The sequence below is a fragment of the Actinoallomurus iriomotensis genome, from assembly GCF_030269445.1.
In the GTDB taxonomy this organism is placed as follows: Bacteria; Actinomycetota; Actinomycetes; order Streptosporangiales; family Streptosporangiaceae; genus Actinoallomurus; species Actinoallomurus iriomotensis.
Map to the genome: position 1 here is coordinate 59439 of NZ_BSTJ01000017.1, position 11696 is coordinate 71134.

The 11696-nt window shown below is 72.1% G+C and carries 14 protein-coding genes; 6 read left to right on the top strand and 8 right to left on the bottom strand.

The genetic code is table 11. The annotated features are described in order from the left end of the window. Positions 1-95 precede the first annotated feature (95 nt). The 7 genes from serB to QSK37_RS46235 all read right to left on the bottom strand — a co-directional run bounded on the left by serB (position 96) and on the right by QSK37_RS46235 (position 5660). A complete protein-coding gene (gene serB, locus QSK37_RS46205; protein WP_285584537.1) occupies positions 96-1313 on the bottom strand; it encodes a phosphoserine phosphatase SerB in 1218 nt (405 codons plus the stop codon). Between the two features lie 87 nt (positions 1314-1400). After that, positions 1401-1808 (bottom strand): hypothetical protein, encoded by a 408-nt coding sequence (locus QSK37_RS46210; protein WP_285634870.1) that lies wholly within the window; start codon positions 1806-1808, stop codon positions 1401-1403. 2 nt (positions 1809-1810) lie between these two features. Beyond that, complete coding sequence (locus tag QSK37_RS46215) at positions 1811-2056, bottom strand: hypothetical protein (protein WP_285634873.1); 246 nt, start codon at positions 2054-2056, stop codon at positions 1811-1813. A 24-nt stretch (positions 2057-2080) separates the two neighbouring features. Then, on the bottom strand, positions 2081-2587 hold the full coding sequence (locus tag QSK37_RS46220; RefSeq protein WP_285634876.1) for a hypothetical protein: 507 nt from the start codon (positions 2585-2587) through the stop codon (positions 2081-2083). Between the two features lie 79 nt (positions 2588-2666). After that, positions 2667-3671, bottom strand: coding sequence for an S-adenosylmethionine:tRNA ribosyltransferase-isomerase (locus QSK37_RS46225; protein ID WP_285634879.1), 1005 nt, complete (start codon positions 3669-3671; stop codon positions 2667-2669). Then, positions 3664-5001, bottom strand: coding sequence for an MFS transporter (locus QSK37_RS46230; RefSeq protein WP_285634882.1), 1338 nt, complete (start codon positions 4999-5001; stop codon positions 3664-3666). The genes QSK37_RS46225 and QSK37_RS46230 overlap by 8 nt, the downstream gene beginning before the upstream one ends. After that, positions 4998-5660 carry an SDR family NAD(P)-dependent oxidoreductase gene (locus tag QSK37_RS46235; RefSeq protein ID WP_285634885.1) on the bottom strand — a complete coding sequence of 221 codons (663 nt, stop codon included), beginning with the start codon at positions 5658-5660 and terminating at the stop codon, positions 4998-5000. The genes QSK37_RS46230 and QSK37_RS46235 overlap by 4 nt, the downstream gene beginning before the upstream one ends. 127 nt (positions 5661-5787) lie before the next feature. On the opposite strand from QSK37_RS46235, the gene QSK37_RS46240 reads away from it, so the two are divergent. From QSK37_RS46240 to QSK37_RS46260, 5 genes are all read left to right on the top strand, one after another. Then, complete coding sequence (locus QSK37_RS46240) at positions 5788-6894, top strand: GAF domain-containing sensor histidine kinase (protein WP_285634887.1); 1107 nt, start codon at positions 5788-5790, stop codon at positions 6892-6894. Next, a complete protein-coding gene (locus QSK37_RS46245) occupies positions 6891-7517 on the top strand; it encodes a response regulator (RefSeq protein WP_285634890.1) in 627 nt (208 codons plus the stop codon). The genes QSK37_RS46240 and QSK37_RS46245 overlap by 4 nt, the downstream gene beginning before the upstream one ends. A gap of 117 nt (positions 7518-7634) precedes the next feature. After that, complete coding sequence (locus QSK37_RS46250; RefSeq protein ID WP_285584560.1) at positions 7635-8384, top strand: PP2C family protein-serine/threonine phosphatase; 750 nt, start codon at positions 7635-7637, stop codon at positions 8382-8384. Between the two features lie 285 nt (positions 8385-8669). After that, positions 8670-9050, top strand: coding sequence for a DUF2752 domain-containing protein (locus tag QSK37_RS46255; protein WP_285634893.1), 381 nt, complete (start codon positions 8670-8672; stop codon positions 9048-9050). Between the two features lie 73 nt (positions 9051-9123). Then, on the top strand, positions 9124-9897 hold the full coding sequence (locus QSK37_RS46260) for an RDD family protein (RefSeq protein WP_285634898.1): 774 nt from the start codon (positions 9124-9126) through the stop codon (positions 9895-9897). A gap of 93 nt (positions 9898-9990) precedes the next feature. Here QSK37_RS46260 and QSK37_RS46265 read toward each other — a convergent pair whose 3' ends face one another. Beyond that, positions 9991-10764: an Rv1486c family protein gene (locus QSK37_RS46265; protein WP_285634901.1), complete on the bottom strand. Its 774-nt coding sequence runs from the start codon at positions 10762-10764 to the stop codon at positions 9991-9993. A gap of 114 nt (positions 10765-10878) precedes the next feature. On the opposite strand from QSK37_RS46265, the gene QSK37_RS46270 reads away from it, so the two are divergent. After that, the gene (locus tag QSK37_RS46270; protein ID WP_285634904.1) at positions 10879-11670 is read left to right on the top strand and encodes an ABC transporter ATP-binding protein; all 792 of its coding nucleotides are present in this window, start codon (positions 10879-10881) and stop codon (positions 11668-11670) included. Positions 11671-11696: the final 26 nt, after the last annotated feature.

Genomic DNA, 11696 nt, shown 5'->3' on the forward strand with positions numbered 1-11696 from the left:
TTTCTCGGCGTCGGGCCGAGTTCGTGGGCGGCGTGCTGGCGGATGTGCGCCGGCCGGCCGAGGAGAGGCGCGCGCTCATCGTGTGAGCGGTCGCCTCAGCGGGTCAGTTCCGGGTCCTCGGCGTCGGCGGCCTCGATCTCCTCCCGCGAGATGCCGAGCAGGAACGCGATGGCGTCCATGTACGGCACGTTGACCGCGGTGTCGGCGGCCTGGCGGACGGCCGGCTTGGCGTTGTAGGCGATGCCCAGGCCGGCGGTCGCGATCATGTCGAGGTCGTTGGCGCCGTCGCCGATCGCCACCGTCTGGCTGAGTGGAACGCCGGCTTCGCGCGCGAAGCGTTCGAGGGCCGCGGCCTTGCCCGGCCGGTCGATGACCGGGCCGACGAGCCGCCCGGTCAGCCTGCCGTCCTTGATCTCCAGGACGTTCGCGGCGGCGTAGTCGATGCCGAGGTCGGCGGCCAGTGCGTCGGTGATCTGGGTGAAGCCGCCGCTGACGATCGCGAACTTGTAGTCGAGCCGCTTGAGCGTGCGGACGAGGGTGCGGACGCCCGGGGAGAACTCCACGCTGTGCCGCACGGTCTCCAGGACGCTCTCGTCGAGGCCCTCCAGCATCGCGACGCGCTCGCGCAGCGAACCCTCGAAGTCGAGGTCGCCGCGCATCGCGGCCTCGGTGATCGCGGCGACCTGCGCCCCGCGGCCGGCGTGCTCGGCGAGCAGCTCGATGACCTCGCCCTGGATCAGGGTCGAGTCGACGTCCATGACGATGAGCCGCTTGGCCCGGCGGGCCAGGCCGCCGCGCTGGACGGCGACGTCCACCTGCAGCTCGGCGGCCTCGGCGGCCAGCGCCGCGCGCAGCCCGTCCGGGTCGGCGCCGGAGACGTGCAGCTCGATGCAGGTCACCGGCTGGTGGGCGAGCCGCTCGATGCGGTCGATGTTGGCGCCGTGCGCGGCGATGCGGCCGGCGATGCCGGCGAGCGCGGCGGGCCGGAGCGCGCTGCCCAGGATGGTGACGTGCAGCCGGCCGTGCCGTCGCCGCGCGCCGCGTTCGGAGTCGTTGGCCGAGCCGGTGGCCAGCTCCAGCTCCATGCCGAGATCGGTGGCGATCTCCTCGGTCGCGGCGAGGACCTTGCCGACGTCGGTGTCGGAGCCGTAGGACACCAGCACCCCGAGCACCAGCCGCCCTCGGATCACGACCTGCTCGACATCGGCCACGGTCACCGGGAACGCGGAGAGGGTGGTGAACAGCCGCGACGTCACTCCGGGGCGGTCGCGGCCGGTCAACGTGATCAGCAGCGTGCGCTTCTTGGCATTCATGCTGCTCACCACGCTACTTGCCCGCGATCAGGTTTCGCTCCGGCGTCCACCATCCGGACACCTGGCGTTCGCCCGCGCGCTGATCGGTCATGGGGAGGGACGGTCGATCACCGCCACGGCGACGTCGGGATGAGCGGACCGCCAGGCGCCTGGAGCGGTGGTGACCACTCTGGCCGTACGCGTGCGCGCGGCCAGCGCGGCGTGGGCCATCCCGAGAGTGGTGTCGCCTTCGGCCGCCAGGTGGAGGGTGGCGACGGATGGGGTGTTGTCACGGGTCAGATCGTCCGGAACGACCACGCCGAGGTCGAGCAGGAACAGCGCCCGGTCCACCTGCTCAGGCGTGTCGAGCCGGGTCAGGGCCTCGGCCATCGCCGACATCGGGATGATGATCGCCTGCGCGGCCATGTCGAGGGCGTGCACGGCCTCGACGGCATGCGGTGCGTCGCGTCCGAAATCGCCGATCGTCGACGGGTCGAGAACGTATCCCCCGATCACGCCTACTCCTCGCCGAGGTCGAGCCGCCGCCGGACGTGCGCGCGCAGGCGGGCGTGGGCCTCCGGATCTCGCCGCTCGTGCGCCGCGGCCATCGCCCGCAGCCGGGTGCGCGCGTCGTGCTGACGGGTCAGCATCTCCCGCAGCGCCCGTTCGACGACGGAGGAGGTGGACTGCTGCCCGGCCAGCTCCTTGATCTGCGTGGCGATCTCGGAGTCGATGGTGACGGTGATGCGTTCCTTGACGCTCATACTTCGAGCATACCGAAGTATGCGTCAGTGGCGCAGGCGACGGTAGGCGATGGCGGCGAGGGCGAACGTCAGGCCGCCGACGGTGAAGAGCACGTCGGTGGCGCCGCCCGCGAACAGCGCCCAAAGCGAGGGGTGCGACGTCCCCAGGGTCTGCGCCGTCGTCAGCCCGGTGAATCCCTTCGGCAGGATTCCGGTGACCCGGACCAGGTCGTCTCCGACACCCGAGACCCCGCGTGCCGCGAGGAGCACGGCTCCCGTCCACGCGAGGGAGAGCAGCATCCATCGGGGAACCCGCCGGCCCCACGGCCGGGCCAGGGCCAACGGCAGCAGGGCCCCGACGACGACCATGAGAACGACGACCAACGAGAACACCTGGATGACGACCTGCCTGGTCCCGTGCCGCCCCGAAGCGGAGGGGTATTCGAGGCCGGTGACGTACCAGACGACGTGCCAGGCCAGAAAGACCATCACCCAGGCGAACGCCGCATAGGCGGTCCTGCGATTGGCGCGCAGGTCTCCAGAAGGCTCCATACCGTCGATGCTCACCGGAGCCGTCGCACCTGCGCCTCCCCCTCCCGGGTGATGACGCTCCCCTGGAAGGCGGAGCCGCTCAGTGGGAGAGAAGCAGGTTCACGTCGCCGAACTCGTGCCACTTGTACTCCCGGGCCAGCGCCTCCTCGTAGACCCGTTCCAGAAGTGGCTCACCCGCGACGGCGGTCAGCATCCGCAGGTGTGAGGAGCGCGGCTCGTGCAGGCCGGTGAGCAGGCCGTCCACCGCCCGTACGCCCTCCTCCGGCGTGACGACGCGTGAGGTCCAGCCCCGTGACGGCCGGACGAACCCGTCGTCTCCCACCGCGGTCTCCAGGGCCCGTACGACGGTCGTGCCGACGGCGATCACCCGGCCGCCGTCCCAGCGCACGTGGTTCACCAGCCGCGCCGTCGCGGCGGGCACGTCGTAGCGTTCGGGGTACGGCGGCTCGTCCTTCTCCGGCGACGCGACGCCCGTGTGCAGGGTGAGCGGCGCGAGGTGCACGCCGCGCGCGACGAGCCGCGTCACCAGCTCGTACGTGAACGGCCGGCCCGCGCTCGGCATCTCCGCGCTGCCGCCCTCCCGACCGTTCTCGCCGAAGACCGTCTGGTACGCCGACAGCGGCCAGTCGCGGCCCACGTAGCCGTACCGGATCGGCACGCCGTAGCGGCGCAGGTACGGGACGACGTCGGTGTCGAGCCGGGCGCGCCACAGCCGCGGCGTCTGCCGTCCGAGCAGCGTGAGCGTCGCGCCGCCGGGCAGGGGGAACCACTCACCGCACCGGCCGCCCGGGTAGGGCACCGTCGCCCCGGCCTGGCGCAGCCGCAGCTCGACCAGCCAGGCGTCGTCGGGCTCGGACGGCAGCGGGCCGGAGAAGTGCAGCGCCAGCCGGTCCAGCCGTACGGCGGCGGGCAGCGTCGCGGAGGTGTTCACGACGAGCAGGTCGCCGGGACGCAGCAGTTCGGGCAGCGCGGTGAACGGGTGATGGGTCACGCCCTCGGGCGTGCCGGCGAGCAGGCGGACGCCGTCGCGCCGCGCGGGGGGTTCGCTCGCCTCCAGGCCGGCGGGCAGGGTGAACTCACGCATGGGAATCCTCGACTCGGTGGGCGGCCAGGGCCGCGACGATGGCGATGACGGCCGTGCAGACCGCCCCGGTGTTCAGGCCCGCCGCGTTGACGAGCGCGCCCGCGATCCCGACGGCGAGCGACGAGCCGAGCGTGTCGCTGATCTGCATGGCGGACGAGTTGGTGCCCTGGGTGTCCGGCCCGGACAGCCGGAGCACGAGCACGCTGAGGGCGGGGAAGGCGGTGCCGATGCCCGCGCCCGCGACGATCCAGGCGGGCAGGGTCAGCCAGCCGGAGACGTGGAAGGACAGCGCGACCCCGGCGACGCCGACGGCGTGCAGACCGGCGCCGGCCACGGCGAACCGTGCGGGCGAGGTGCCGGGGAACCGGCCCTGCCACCACGAGCCCGCCGACCAGCCGATCGCGCCGGCGGTGAGGACCAGCCCGGCCGTCGTGGGGTGGAAGCCGAACCGCGAGGTCAGCGCCAGCGGGATGAACGCCTCGGTGCCGCCCATCGCGCCGAACAGCAGGCCCCGCATCGCGATCACCGTCGGCAGCCCGCGGCGCAGGCGCACGAGGCCGCTCGGCATCAGCTCGCGCACGCCGTACCCGAGGCCGGCCAGTCCGGTCACGGCGGCGAGCAGCGCGAGGACCGAGCGGTGGTCCAGGCCCCACAGCAGCAGCGCAGCCCCGGCCGCCAGCGCGACGGCCGTGAGCATCCGTCCGCGGGGAATCGCGCCGTCCGCTCGCAGCCCGCGCACCGTGGGGGCCAGCGCGAGGCCGGCCGGCACCACCAGCGGCACGATCCCGAGGAAGACCCAGCGCCAGCCGAAGTGCTGGGCGACCAGCCCGCCGATCGAGGGGCCGACGAGCGAGGGCACCACCCACGCGCCGGCCATCGCCGCGAAGATCTTCGGTCGGCTCCGCTCGGGGTAGACGCGTGCCACGACGACGTACAGCGGGACCGAGGCGAGGCCCGACCCGAGCCCCTGGACCGCCCGTCCGGCGATGAACCAGGCCATCGTGGGCGCCGCGCCGACGATGAGCAGCCCGGCGACGAAGACGGCGAGGCCGGTGAACAGCGGACGGGCGGGCCCCCGCGCGTCCGCCCATCCGCCGGAGAGGACGTTGGCCACGAGCCCGGCGATGAACACCGCGCTGAACGCCCAGGCGTACAGCGGCACACCGTGCAGGTCACGCGCTGCCACCGGCATCGCCGTCCCGACCGCCATCTGCTCGAACGCGAGCAGGCCGACGACCGCGATGATCCCCACCGTGGCCAGCCGGTACGGCCGCGCGAGCGGCGACGGCGGCCGGACCGCGCTCTCCTCGCCGGCGGCCAGCGCCGTCATCGGGCCAGGCCGGAGGCGGTGTAGCGGCCGCTCGGCGGTCGTTCGGCGACCAGCCGGAGGAGCGCGGGCACGGCCACCTCCTCCGGGCGCGGCGCCGCCTCGGCGTCCTCTCCCGCGGCGGCGAGCATCCCGGTGCGCATCTCGCCCGGGTCCACCCACCAGACCGCCACATCGGGTTCCTCGGCGGCCAGCACGTTGGACAGCTGCTCCAGCGCGGCCTTGGTCGCGCCGTACCCGCCCCAGCCCTCGTACGGCTCGGTCGCGGCGTCGGAGCTGATGTTGACGATCGCGCCGCGGCGTTCGCGCAGGACCGGCAGGAGTCCCTGGATGAGCGCGAGCGGGCCGATCGCGTTGACCGCGAACGCCTGCGCGAGCTCGTCCAGCGGATAGGCGGCGAGGGGCGGCAGCGGGGTGGCGCCGAGCGTGCTCGCGTTGTTGACCAGCAGGTCCAGGCCGTCGGCGGCGTCGATCAGCGCGGCGCGGTGCGCGGGGTCGGAGACGTCGCCGGCGACGGTCGTCACCGCGCCCAGCCCGGCGGCGGCCTTCTCCAGCTCGGGGCCGCCGCGCGCGTCGAGGACCAGTTCCCAGCCTTCGCGGGCGAGCGCGCCGGCCAGTGCCAGGCCGAGTCCGCGGGACGCCCCGGTGATCAGTGCCTTCATGCTCGACGACGCTAGGAGGCGAGTCGGTGAGGAGGCATCGGCCGTCGGGCCGGTCGGGTCCTCGGCGATGGGTCCTAGGCCGGACGGCCGATCGGATCCCCGCCGGTCCGGCGGGTACCGTCGAGCCGTGGAAGCCGATCGGGACGCCGCGTTGCACGCGGTCAGCGCGGCGGTGCTCGCCGTCACGCGTCATCTGTCCGTGCACGAGGTGTTCCAGGTGATCGTGCGGGCGGCCGCGCAGCTTCTCGACGCCCGCTACGCCGCGCTGGGAGTGCCCGACGACGAGGGCTCGTTCGCCGAGTTCGTCGTCGAGGGCGTCAGCGACGAGGAGTGGAACAGGATCGGCCCGCTGCCGCGCCAGCACGGCCTGCTCGCCGTCATGCTGCGCGAGGACAAGGTGCAGCGGCTGGCGGACGTGCGCCGGGCCCCGGCGTTCGAGGGCTGGCCGACGGCGCATCCGGTGCTGCGCGACTTCATCGGCGTGCCGATCCGCGACGGCGACGACACCCTCGGCATCATCTTCCTGGCCAACAAGCGGCAGCCGGGCGGCTTCACCGACGACGACGAAGAACGCCTCATCCTGTTCGCCGCGCACGCGGCGATCGCGCTGACCAACGCGCGGCTGTACGAGCGCAACCGCGAGCTGACCGTCATCGAGGAGCGCGCCCGGCTGGCCCGCGAGCTGCACGACGCGGTCGCGCAGAAGCTGTTCTCGCTGCGGCTCACCGCCGCGGCGGCGCTCGCGGCGGCCGACCCGAGGTCCGAGCTCGAGCGCGTCCAGACGCTCGCCAAGGAGGCGCTGGCGGAGCTGCGCGAGGTGATCTTCGAGCTGCGGCCGGCCGAGCTGGCCGGCGACGGGCTGGCCGAGTCGCTGCGCAAGCACGTCCAGGTGCTCGACCGCGTGTGGGGAGCCGGCCGCGGCCGCCGGACGGCCGTACGGTTCGAGGGCGAGGAGATCACGCTGCCGCCCGCGACCGAGGCGGTGGTCTTCCGCATCGCCCAGGAGGCGCTGTACAACGCGCTGAGACACGGCGACCCGTGTACGGTGACCGTCCGCCTCCAACCGGGGCTGCTGGAGATCCGTGACGACGGCGTCGGCTTCGATCCGGCGGAGGCCTCGCGTGACGGCCTGGGACTCACGTCCATGCGCGAGCGCGCGGAGTCGGTCGGCGGCGTCCTGACGATCTCCTCGTCGAGCTCCGGCACCGTCGTACGCCTGGAGGTGCCCGCGTGATCCGCGTACTGATCGCCGACGACCATCCGGTCGTGCGCCAGGGCCTGCGGACGTTCCTCGGCGTGCAGGAGGACATCGAGGTCGTCGGGGAGGCCGCCGACGGCGCGGAGGCGGTCGCCCGCGCCGAGGCGCTCACGCCCGACGTCATCCTGCTCGACCTGAAGATGCCGGGGGTCGACGGGCAGGCGGCGCTCGAAGAGATGCGGGCGCGCGGCATCTCCTCGCGGGTGCTGGTGCTCACGAGCGTGGGCGAGCGCGCGCGGGTGCTGCCGGTCGTCCGCGCGGGCGCTTCCGGCTACCTGTACAAGGACGTCGACCCGCAGGCGCTCGTCCAGGCGATCCGCGCCGTGCACGACGGCCACGTGCTGTTCGCGCCCGAGGCGGCGGACGCCATGCTCGCTCCGAACCAGGGCGACAAGGCCGCGGTCGCCCTCACCGAGCGCGAGCGCGAGGTGCTGACGCAGATCGCCCGGGGCCGTTCCAACCGTGAGATCGCGCGGGCGCTCGTCGTGTCGGAGAAGACCGTGAAGACGCACGTCTCGAACATCCTCATGAAGCTCGGCCTGCAAGATCGCACCCAGGCGGCGCTGTACGCCGTGCGCCACGGACTCGCGGAGCGGTGACTCCACAAGAAATCCACTTGTGATCCATGAGGCGTAAGGCGCGCCGGTCGAATATGTTGATGAAGCTCAGCAGTCGGCTGAGTGAACCGCACCGCCGAGGACGACATCGGAACACATATGAGAGTTGCCATTCGCTACGCCGCGGGATCGGATGTCGGCCGTGCCCGCGAGAACAACGAGGACTCGGCGTATGCGGGCCCATGGCTGCTCGCGGTCGCCGACGGCATGGGCGGTCACGTGGGTGGCGAGATCGCGAGCTCTCTCGCGATCCAGGCCCTCTCCGCCATCGACCACGAGGTCCCCCAGGCCAAGCTGGTCGAGGTCGTCGAACGTGCCGTGCTCGCGGCCAACCAGGCGATCGCCCAGAAGGTCGAGGACGAGCCCGCGCTCCAGTCCATGGGTACGACATGCACCGCGATGCTGTGGTCGGGTACGCACACGGCTCTCGCCCACATCGGCGACTCACGGGCCTACATGCTGCGTGAGGGGATCCTCTACCAGATCACCGAGGATCACACGCTGGAGAAGATGCTCACCGGGGAGGACGGCGCGGCGCCCCACCTGGCCAACCGGCTGGTCCGCGTGCTCGACGGCAGACCCGAGCGCAAGCCCGACCTGTCGCTGCGCGAGGCCCTGCCGGGCGACCGTTATCTCCTGTGCTCCGACGGGCTGAGCGGCCCGGTCGACGCGGAGACGATGCACCAGGTGCTGACCGCCGAGTCCGACCCCGCCGCCGCCGTCGGCCAGCTCATCAACGCGGCCAACCAGGGTGGCGGCCCGGACAACATCACGGCGATCGTGGTGGACGTCGTGGCCGAGGGCATCGAGGCCGCGGCCCCGGTCATCGTCGGCGCCGCGGAGCGCTGACGCTCCACGGACCTCCGGTGCCGTACGACCGACGTCGTCGCACGGCACCGGATGAGCCCTTCCGCTCTCGCCCCCGTTTCCTGAAGACGGGCCGGCGTCAAGGTCTCCAGCCGGTTACGTTCTCAGATCTGGCTTGGTATTTACTTGACCCGCACCCGGCATATTGCGATATACGGGTCCACAGGCGCATAAGAGCACCATGGGGAGGGCGAAGGTTTGGACGTGGCACGGGGGCACGCGGTCGCGTCCCGAGCCCGAGGACGGCCGGCCGACGTACTCGGCCGTGTGTTCGCCGCCTCTGGTGACGGCGCACTCGGTGTTGCCCTGCGCGCAGGCGGCATGGCCACCGCGGCGGTGGTGGTGTCCGCCCTGCATCGCGTGCACGACCCCGGCACGCTGTGCCCGCTGCGGGCGCTCACCGGAATTCCGTGCCCCCTCTGCGGCGGCACCACCGTCTTCATCGAGCTGGGTGCGGCGCATCCGGTCAAGGCGCTCCTCGCAAGCCCCGTTGTTCTGCTGGGCGCGATCGGGCTGGCTACCGCCCCGCTCGGGTCCGGACGACGATGGTGGGCGCTCGATCCACGCATCCGTGCTTGGATCATCGGAGTGACGCTGGGGCTGTCATGGGTCTGGCAGCTCGCCCGTTTCGGGTTTCTGCCTCTTTGAAGTCAGTACCTCATCATGGCGACTGCCGGGTCCGGTTTGGCGGACGGGCGTAATTCAACAAAGGAGAAAGAGCGTGAGCACCCCCTACGACCCGTACGGCCAGGGTCAGCAGCAGCCGGGTTATGGTCAGCAGCCCGGGTACGGCCAGCAGCCGGGCTACGGGCAGCAGCAGCCCGGGTACGGCCAGCAGCCGGGCTACGGGCAGCAGCAGCCCGGCTATGACCAGCAGCAGGGCTATGGCCAGCAGCAGGGTTACGGCCAGCAGCAGGGCTACGGGCAGCAGCCCGGTTACGACCAGCAGCAGGGCTATGGCCAGCAGCAGGGTTACGGCCAGCAGCAGGGCTATGGTCAGCAGCAGGGCTACGGTCAGCAGGGCTACGGCCAGCAGCAGGCGTACGGGCAGCAGGGTTACGGTCAGCAGGGCTACGGCTCCGGGTACGGCCAGGTCCAGTACGCCGGCTGGGGCGCGCGGTTCGGCGCGCGTTTCATCGACGGCCTGATCGTCGGTATCCCGTCCGGGATCATCATGGGCATCATCAGCGCGGTCGCCAAGAACATCGCGGTGACCTACCTGATCGAGCTGGTCCTCCTCTTCATCATCGCGTTCGCGCTCAGCTTCCAGGAAGCCAACACCGGTCAGACGGTCGGCAAGCGCGTCCTCGGCATCAAGGTCGTCAGCGAGGCGACCGGCCAGCCCCTCAGCGCCGGCGCCGCCTTCGGCCGGCAGCTCTGCCACTCCACGATCGACGGCTGGGTGTGCGCCCTCGGGTTCCTCTGGCCGCTGTGGGACGACAAGAGCCAGAGCTGGGGCGACAAGATCACGAAGGCCATCGTCGTCACGGCCTGAGCGCCGAGCTCAGACGCGGGGCGTACTCCTCCGGGAGTGCGCCCCTTGTTCTTTGACGTCAGCTTGTTCTTTGGTCAGCGTGTTCTTCGACCGTCAGCGCACCGGGTCGAGGACGCTGTTGCAGGCGGCCACCTGCGCCCGTCGTACGGCCTTGTCCAGGTCGCGCAGGGCCTCGGTGCGCCGCTGGATCTGGGCGGCCGACAGCGCGGCGCCCTCCGTGTCGCGCGCCAGGTCCACGACGACCGCGAGGCGCCCGGCCAGCGCCGCCACCCGGTGGGCGCGCGCCGGGTAGCCGGGGGCGAGGCCGCCGACCTGTTCGTGATGGTGTGACTCGCGCAGCGCGCCGAGGGCGTCGGCGATCTCCGGCCGCCACTCGAGAGTGCCGTCGACCGCCATGAGCGACTCGGTCGCCTCGCGTACGGCGAGGGTGAGCTTGTGATCGGCTTCGGGGAGCCCCGGCGTGTCCGCGACCGCCGAGCGTGTCTCGTGCACCGTCCAGCGGGTGCCGACGTAGGAGGAACCACGGCGGTCCTCGGCCGGCACCAGGCCGAACGTCCGGTCGCCGGCCGCCAGGAGCACGGCCTCCTCGGCCTCGATCGCGGCGGCGTTGAACTCCGGCGGCCCGGTGAGGCCGAGCGGGTCGCCCGGCGCCGGCAGCGCGAGCCGGAACGCGGACAGCCCGGCCACCCGGAGGGCCGCGAGGGCGCCGCGCAGCGGCGTCTCGCCGGGCTGGTCCGGGATGCCCGCGACGACGTGCGGGCCGCCCAGGCGTTCCATGGCGTCGGCGGCCTCATCGAGCCCCACGTGGCCGGTCAGCCATGCGTTGCCCCAGGCGACGAGGACGGCCGAGGGGTGAGTCACACGCATGCCGACAACCATAAGGCGTCCGAATGCCGTAGGTTCGTGCCGGAGACCCGCGCGAGGCCGGCGGCCCCTGCCGCCTGCGGCTTCGTGCGCTTTCGTTGATGGCGAAGGGATGCGATGGCCGGCGAGGTACTCAGGCTCGAGGGCGTCGAGATCCGGCGCGAGGGGGCGACGCTGCTGCGCAACATCGACTGGACCGTGCAGGAGGACGAGCGATGGGTGATCATCGGTCCGAACGGCGCGGGCAAGACGACGTTGTTGCAGGTGGCGGGCGCGATGTTGTTCCCGAGCGAGGGCAGTGCGCAGATCCTGGGTGAACAGCTTGGTAAGACCGATGTGTTCGAGCTGCGGCCGCGCATCGGGCTGTCGAGTTCGGCGGTGGCGGATCGGGTGCCGCCGGAGGAGAAGGTCATCGACCTGGTCCTCACGGCGTCGTACGCGATCATCGGCCGCTGGAAAGAAGAATATGACTCCACGGATGTGACGCGGGCCGTCGAGCTGCTCGACGCGCTCGGCTGTGCCCACCTCATCCGGCGCCGCTTCTCCACACTCTCGGAGGGCGAGCGCAAGCGCGTGTCGATCGCGCGCGCCCTCATGCCCGACCCCGAGCTCCTGCTGCTCGACGAGCCCGCGGCAGGGCTCGACCTCGGCGGCCGTGAGGACCTCGTCGCGCGGCTGACGGCCCTGGCCGTCGACCGTCTCGCGCCGACGATGGCGCTCGTCACCCACCACGTCGAAGAGGTGCCCGAAGGGTTCACGCACGCGATGCTGCTGCGCCGCGGCTCGGTCATCGCCACCGGGAAGGTCGACGAGGTGTTCACCGACGAGCACCTGTCGAAGTGCTTCGGGCTGCCCCTGCGGATCGAACGTCAGGACGGGCGCTGGCACGCGCGAGCCGTCAGGTCGTGACCCGCCGCCCTCCTCCTGAGGCCGCC

Bases quoted from the DNA above. Each gene is read 5' to 3' on its own strand.
- QSK37_RS46220 (WP_285634876.1), bottom strand. From the start codon at position 2,587: ATGGAGCCTTCTGGAGACCTGCGCGCCAATCGCAGGACCGCCTATGCG.
- QSK37_RS46270 (WP_285634904.1), top strand. From the start codon at position 10,879: ATGGCCGGCGAGGTACTCAGGCTCGAGGGCGTCGAGATCCGGCGCGAG.
- serB (WP_285584537.1), bottom strand. From the start codon at position 1,313: ATGAATGCCAAGAAGCGCACGCTGCTGATCACGTTGACCGGCCGCGAC.
- QSK37_RS46215 (WP_285634873.1), bottom strand. From the start codon at position 2,056: ATGAGCGTCAAGGAACGCATCACCGTCACCATCGACTCCGAGATCGCC.
- QSK37_RS46235 (WP_285634885.1), bottom strand. From the start codon at position 5,660: ATGAAGGCACTGATCACCGGGGCGTCCCGCGGACTCGGCCTGGCACTG.
- QSK37_RS46230 (WP_285634882.1), bottom strand. From the start codon at position 5,001: ATGACGGCGCTGGCCGCCGGCGAGGAGAGCGCGGTCCGGCCGCCGTCG.
- QSK37_RS46250 (WP_285584560.1), top strand. From the start codon at position 7,635: ATGAGAGTTGCCATTCGCTACGCCGCGGGATCGGATGTCGGCCGTGCC.
- QSK37_RS46225 (WP_285634879.1), bottom strand. From the start codon at position 3,671: ATGCGTGAGTTCACCCTGCCCGCCGGCCTGGAGGCGAGCGAACCCCCC.
- QSK37_RS46265 (WP_285634901.1), bottom strand. From the start codon at position 10,764: ATGCGTGTGACTCACCCCTCGGCCGTCCTCGTCGCCTGGGGCAACGCA.